The sequence below is a fragment of the Thermomonospora catenispora genome, from assembly GCF_006363815.1.
GTDB classification, from domain to species: Bacteria; Actinomycetota; Actinomycetes; order Streptosporangiales; family Streptosporangiaceae; genus Thermomonospora; species Thermomonospora catenispora.
In genome coordinates, this window is sequence record NZ_RRYT01000068.1 from 1 (window position 1) to 5,881 (window position 5,881).

A 5,881-nucleotide genomic window follows, 5' to 3' on the forward strand; every position below is an offset into this window, starting at 1 on the left:
TACCCCGCCCAGCTGTCGGGCGGCCAGCAGCAGCGCGCCGCCATCGCCCGGGCGCTGGCGATGAAGCCGAAGGTGATGCTGTTCGACGAGCCCACCTCGGCGCTGGACCCGGAGATGGTCAACGAGGTCCTCGAGGTGATGACCGAGCTGGCCCGCGAGGGGATGACGATGATCGTGGTCACCCACGAGATGGGCTTCGCCCGGCGCGCCGCCGACAAGGTGGTGTTCATGGCGGACGGCGAGATCGTCGAGGAGAACACCCCGGACGAGTTCTTCGACAACACGCGCACCGAACGCGCCAAGGACTTCCTCTCCAAGATCATCACTCACTGAGGCCCCCACCGAGCCGCGCATTCGGCAGGAAGCGAAGGTAGACAGACATGCGAGTACGTCAGATCGCCGCGGTCGCGGCGGCGGCGGCGCTGGCCCTGGCCACCGCGGCCTGCGGCAGCGACACCGAGAAGCAGGCGGCCGAGAGCAAGTCGGTCGCGCAGCGGGCCAAGGAGACCGGCAAGCTGGTCGTCGGCATCAAGTACGACCAGCCGGCCCTCGGCCTGAAGAAGCCCGACGGCACCTTCGAGGGCTTCGACGTCGACGTGGCCAGGTACATCGCCAAGGAGCTCGGCGTCCCCGAGAGCGGCATCACCTTCAAGGAGACCCGCTCGGAGAACCGCGAGTCCTTCCTGGCCAGCAACCAGGTGGACCTGGTGGTGGCCACCTACTCCATCACCGAGGCCCGCAAGCCCAAGGTGACCTTCGCCGGCCCGTACTACGTGGCCCACCAGGACACGATGGTGCTAGCCGACAACGACGACATCAAGAAGGCCACCGACCTGAAGGGCAAGAAGCTCTGCAAGGCGGCCGGCTCCAACTCCTGGCGCCGGGTCACCGAGGGTCCGCCGGACGGCCAGCTGAACATCCCGGCCGTCCTGGTCGACGCCACCGGTTACGCCGACTGCACCGCCAAGCTGGCCTCCGGCGCGCTGGACGCGGTGACCACCGACGACCTGATCCTGGCCGGCTTCGCCAGCCAGCAGAAGGGCAAGTTCAAGGTCATCAACGACCCCTTCACCGACGAGAAGTACGGCATCGGCATCAAGAAGGGCGACATCGAGACCTGCGAGGCCGTCAACAAGGCCATCACCAAGATGTACTCCGACGGCACCGCCAAGACGCTGCTGGACAAGCACTTCTCCGGTTCCGGGTTGAAGCTGAACTACACCGTTCCGCAGTTCGAGGGCTGCGCCTGACGCGCTGACTTCCGCCGACCCTCGTCCTGCAGGCCGTGCCGGTGCCCCGGCCGGGCACCGGCACGGCCCTGACCCCGTGGATCCTCATGGACCAACTTCTGGACTTCGGCCCGGTCTTCGACAACCTCGACCTGATCCTGGGCGGTTTCTGGGCCACGGTGCGGCTCGCGGTGGTGACCGCGATCCTGGCGCTGATCTTCGGCACGTTCCTGACCGCGCTGCGCGTCTCCCCCGTCACGGTGCTGTCGCGCACCGGCTCCCTCGTGGTGAACCTGCTGCGCAACACGCCGCTGACGCTGCTGCTGGCGATCTGCATCCTGGCGATCAACGACGAGCTGAAGATCACCCTGTCCGGCACCGAGACGGTCAACCGGTACTGGTGGGGCGTGCTCGGACTGTCGATCTACACCGGCGCGTTCGTCTCCGAGGCGCTGCAGTCGGGCATCAACACGGTGCCGATCGGGCAGGCCGAGGCGGCCCGCTCCATCGGGCTGACCTTCCTGCAGTCGCTGCGTCTGATCATCCTGCCGCAGGCGTTCCGGGCGGTGATCGCCCCGCTGGGCAGCGTGCTGATCGCCATGATCAAGAACACCACGGTGGTCGGCGCGGTCGCCTACGGCTATGAGGCCGCGGCGGTGATGAAGGAGATGTTCGACGACATGGGCGCCTCCATCCCGGTCTTCCTCGGCATCGCGGCCGGTTACCTCGTGCTGACCCTGCCGACCGGGTTCTTCTTCGGATGGCTGGCCAAGCGAATGGCGGTGGCGCGATGAGTCGGCGGGAAGCGACCGTTCTGTTCGACGCCCCCGGCCCCCGGGCGCGGCTGCGGCACAACATCCTGACCGCCGTCGCGGTGGCGGTGCTGCTGGGCATCGCCTACCTGGTGTACGCCAGGCTGAACGAGCGCGGCCAGTTCGCGGGCGAGCTGTGGAAGCCGTTCGTGGAGCCGCAGGTCTGGCAGAACCTCATCCTGCCCGGCCTGAAGAACACCCTCGGCGCCGCGGCGGTGGCCTCGGTGCTGGCGCTGCTGTTCGGCGTGGTGTTCGGGCTGGCGCGACTGTCGGACCACTGGTGGATCCGGATCCCGGCCGGCCTGGTGGTGGAGTTCTTCCGGGCCATGCCGCTGCTGATCCTGATCTTCCTGGCGTTCTTCGTGCCCCCGGCGATCAGCCCGATCATCGCCGACAGCCCGTTCGGCAACGCGCAGCGGATCATCGTGGAGAACGTCCTGTTCGTGTTCGGCGTGGAGATCAACGCCGGGAACGTGACCGTGCCCGCGTTCGCCGCGCTGGTGTTCGGCCTGGTGATGTACAACGGGTCGGTGCTGGCCGAGGTGGTGCGGGCGGGCGTGCTCGCGGTGCCGCGCGGCCAGTCGGAGGCGGCCTACGCCCTGGGGCTGCGCAAGAACGGCGTGATGCGGCTGGTGCTGCTGCCGCAGGCGGTCACCGCGATGCTGCCCGCGGTGGTCAGCCAGCTGGTGGTGCTGCTCAAGGACACCGCCCTGGGGTTCATCATCGCCTTCCAGGACCTGCTGAGCGCCGGGTTCCGGATCGTCCCGGCCAACTACCACAACCTGGTCCCGGCGGCGATCATCGTTTCGATCATCTACATCGGGATGAACCTGGCCCTCAGCCGACTGGCGACCTGGCTGGAGGGCCGCAGCCGGCGCAGCCGCAAGTCGGCTGCGACCACCCTGTCGACCGGCACCGGCGCCCCGGCGGCGGCGGGCATGGGGCAGCAGCTGTCCACCGCCGGCGCGACCGGGACGGCCACCGGCGAGGACTGAACCGACGCCTGCGATGAGGGCGCCGCCGGGTGATCCGGCGGCGCCCTCATCGCATGGGCCCCCTGACGCCCTCGTCCGGCTCCCGGCCGCCCGCCCCTCTCAAGGGCCCCGACGCCCCGGTTCCCACGGCCGCCTCCTCCCCCGGCGCCGACGCCCGGCCTCACGGGCTCCGGCGTCCCGGTCCCGCGACCGTCCCGCCCTCCGCGGCGCCGGCGCCCCGGCCCTCGCGGCCGCCTCGCCTTTCACGCACCGACGCCCGGCGCCCCCGGCCGGCGTCCGGGTGCGGCGCGCGACCCCACGGGCCGCTGAGCGGGTATCTTTCCGAACTCAACCGGCCAGTCAGGTCCCACGGGGTTCGCGTTTGCGGAACGATTGGCGTTATGACCGCTCGTGCAACCCTCCCCTACGGCTCCTGGCCTTCGCCGATATCCGCCGCCGACGTCGCCCGCGCCCGGCTGCGCCTCAGCTTCCCCACCGTCATCGGCGGCGATGTGTGGTGGCAGGAATCCCGGCCCGAGGAGGGCGGGCGCACCACGGTCGTGCACTGGCGCGGCGGCGTCCGGACCGAGCTGCTGCCCGCGCCGTGGGACGCGCGGACCCGGGTGCACGAATACGGCGGCCGGTCCTACCTGCCGATCCCGACCGGCGACGGATACGCGCTGGTCTTCGCCGACCACGAGAGCCAGCGGCTGCACCGGCTCGACCCGGGCGGCGCCGAGCCCCGGCCGCTGACCCCCGTGCCGGCGCTGCCCGGCGGCCTGCGGTACGCCGATTTCACGCTGTCGCCGGACGGGACGGAGGTCTGGTGCGTGTGCGAGGGCCACACCCCCGACGGGGTGCGGCGGGCGATCGTGGCGGTCCCCCTGGACGGGAGCGCCGCCGGTGACGCCTCGGCCATCCGCGAGCTGGTCAGCGGCAACGACTTCTACGCCTCCCCCGCCCCGTCGCCGGACGGAGAGCACCTGGCGTGGGTGCAGTGGAACCATCCCCGCATGCCGTGGGACGGCACCGAGGTGCGGGTCGCCGCGCTGCAGGACGGCAGGGCGGTCTCGCCGCGCACCGTCAAGGGCGGGCTGACCGAGTCGGTGCTGGCGCCGCTGTGGCGGGACTCCGAGAGCCTGTATGTGATCTCCGACTGGCCCGGCTGGTGGAACCTCTACCAGGTGGGCCTGCACGGGGAGTCCCCGCAGGCGCTCTACCCGGCCGAGGAGGAGTTCGCCGTCCCCCTGTGGCAGCTCGGCGGCATGCCGTACGCGGCGCTGGAGGACGGGCGGCTGGCGGTGCTGCACGGGGAGGGCGACCAGCGGCTGGGCGTCTACGACCCGGAGACGCTGGAGCTGACCGATCTGGACCTGCCGTACGACGACTGGCAGGCGGCCCTGTCGGCGGACGGCTCCACCGTCGTCGGCATCGCGGGCAACGCCACCGAGAGCGGCGCGGTGGTGCTGCTGGACCTCGCCACCGGCGCCCACCAGGTGCTGCGCCGGGAGCCCGCGGACCCGCCGGAGGCGGCGTATCTGCCCGTTCCCCGCAAGGAGCGCCTGGAGGGGCCGTTCGGCCGGCCGGTGCACGCCTACCTGTTCCCGCCCACCAGCCCGATCGCCGAGGGGCCGGCGGACGAGCTGCCCCCGTACGTGGTGTTCGTGCACGGCGGCCCCACCTCGCGGGCCTCCAGCGCGCTCAGCCTGGAGCGCGCCTACTTCACCAGCCGCGGCATCGGCGTGGTGGAGGTCAACTACGGCGGCTCCTCGGGGTACGGCCGCGCCTACCGGGAGCGGCTGCGCCGGCAGTGGGGCGTGGTGGACGTGGAGGACGCCATCGCCGTCGGCCGCGCCCTGGCCGAGCGCGGCATCGCCGATCCGGAGCGGCTGGCCATCCGCGGGCACAGCGCCGGCGGCTGGACCACCCTGGCCACCGTCACCCAGAGCACCGTGTTCCGCGCCGCCACCTCCTACTACGGCGTCAGCGACCTGCAGACCATGCTGGAGGAGACCCACGACTTCGAGTCCCGCTACCTGTTCGGCCTCATCGGTCCCGTGCCGGGCTTCGAACGCGCCTACCGGGAACGCTCTCCGCTGACCCGGGCCGATCGGACCGCCTGTCCCGTCCTGCTCCTGCAGGGCGCCGACGACCCCGTCGTGCCCCCGTCCCAGTCGGAGAAGTTCGCCGCCGTCCTGGCCGCCGAGCGGACCCCGTACGCCTATCTCACCTTCCCGGGCGAGTCCCACGGCTTCCGCCGGGCCGAGACCATCGTCGCCTGCCTGGAGGCCGAGCTCGCCTTCTACGGCCGGGTCCTGGGCTTCACCCCCCACGACGTTCCCCCGATCACCTTGACCGTGGGCGAGGCCCCCGCCTCGGAGGCCGAGGCGGACTCCTGAACGGCGCGCCGGGGCGGCCGTCCCGGCGAGGGCGGTCGCTCCGCCGCCGGGTCAGCGGGCGACCTCGGTGGCGCGGGACTCGCGGACGACGGTGACGCGGATCTGACCGGGATAGGTGAGCTCGTCCTCGATCTGCTTGGCGATGTCGCGCGCGATGACCTGGGCCTGGATGTCGTCGACGGCGTCGGGCTTGACCATGACGCGGATCTCGCGGCCGGCCTGCATGGCGTAGACCTTCTCGACGCCCTCGTGCTTGTCGCGGGCGATCTGTTCGAGGCGCTCCAGGCGCTTGACGTAGGCCTCCAAGGACTCGCGGCGGGCGCCGGGACGGCTGCCGCTGATGGCGTCGGCGGCCTGGGTGAGGACGGCCTCGACGGTGCGGACCTCGACCTCGTTGTGATGGGCCTCGATGGCGTGGACGACGTCCTCGTGCTCGCCGTAACGGCGGGCGATCTCGGCACCGATCA

The 5,881-nt window shown here is 71.4% G+C and carries 6 protein-coding genes; 5 read left to right on the forward strand and 1 reads right to left on the reverse strand.

The window, feature by feature from the left end:
* The 5 genes from EIO00_RS23685 to EIO00_RS23705 form a co-directional block, all read left to right on the forward strand.
* Nucleotides 1–333, forward strand: a 333-nt coding sequence (locus tag EIO00_RS23685; RefSeq protein ID WP_140182610.1) for an amino acid ABC transporter ATP-binding protein, incomplete at its 5' end; no start/stop codon positions are given.
* Between the two features lie 47 nt (nucleotides 334–380).
* On the forward strand, nucleotides 381–1,250 hold the full coding sequence (locus EIO00_RS23690) for a glutamate ABC transporter substrate-binding protein (protein ID WP_140182612.1): 870 nt from the start codon (nucleotides 381–383) through the stop codon (nucleotides 1,248–1,250).
* A gap of 86 nt (nucleotides 1,251–1,336) precedes the next feature.
* Nucleotides 1,337–2,023, forward strand: a complete 687-nt coding sequence (locus EIO00_RS23695) for an amino acid ABC transporter permease (protein WP_140182614.1) — start codon at nucleotides 1,337–1,339, stop codon at nucleotides 2,021–2,023.
* A complete protein-coding gene (locus EIO00_RS23700; protein ID WP_140182615.1) occupies nucleotides 2,020–3,036 on the forward strand; it encodes an amino acid ABC transporter permease in 1,017 nt (338 codons plus the stop codon). Before EIO00_RS23695 ends, EIO00_RS23700 begins: the two co-directional genes overlap by 4 nt.
* Before the next feature lie 380 nt (nucleotides 3,037–3,416).
* Nucleotides 3,417–5,414 (forward strand): S9 family peptidase, encoded by a 1,998-nt coding sequence (locus EIO00_RS23705; RefSeq protein WP_140182617.1) that lies wholly within the window; start codon nucleotides 3,417–3,419, stop codon nucleotides 5,412–5,414.
* 51 nt (nucleotides 5,415–5,465) lie between these two features.
* On the opposite strand, the gene EIO00_RS23710 is transcribed toward EIO00_RS23705, so the two are convergent.
* A partial coding sequence (locus tag EIO00_RS23710) for an HD domain-containing protein (protein WP_338325950.1) occupies nucleotides 5,466–5,881 on the reverse strand: 416 nt, incomplete at its 5' end.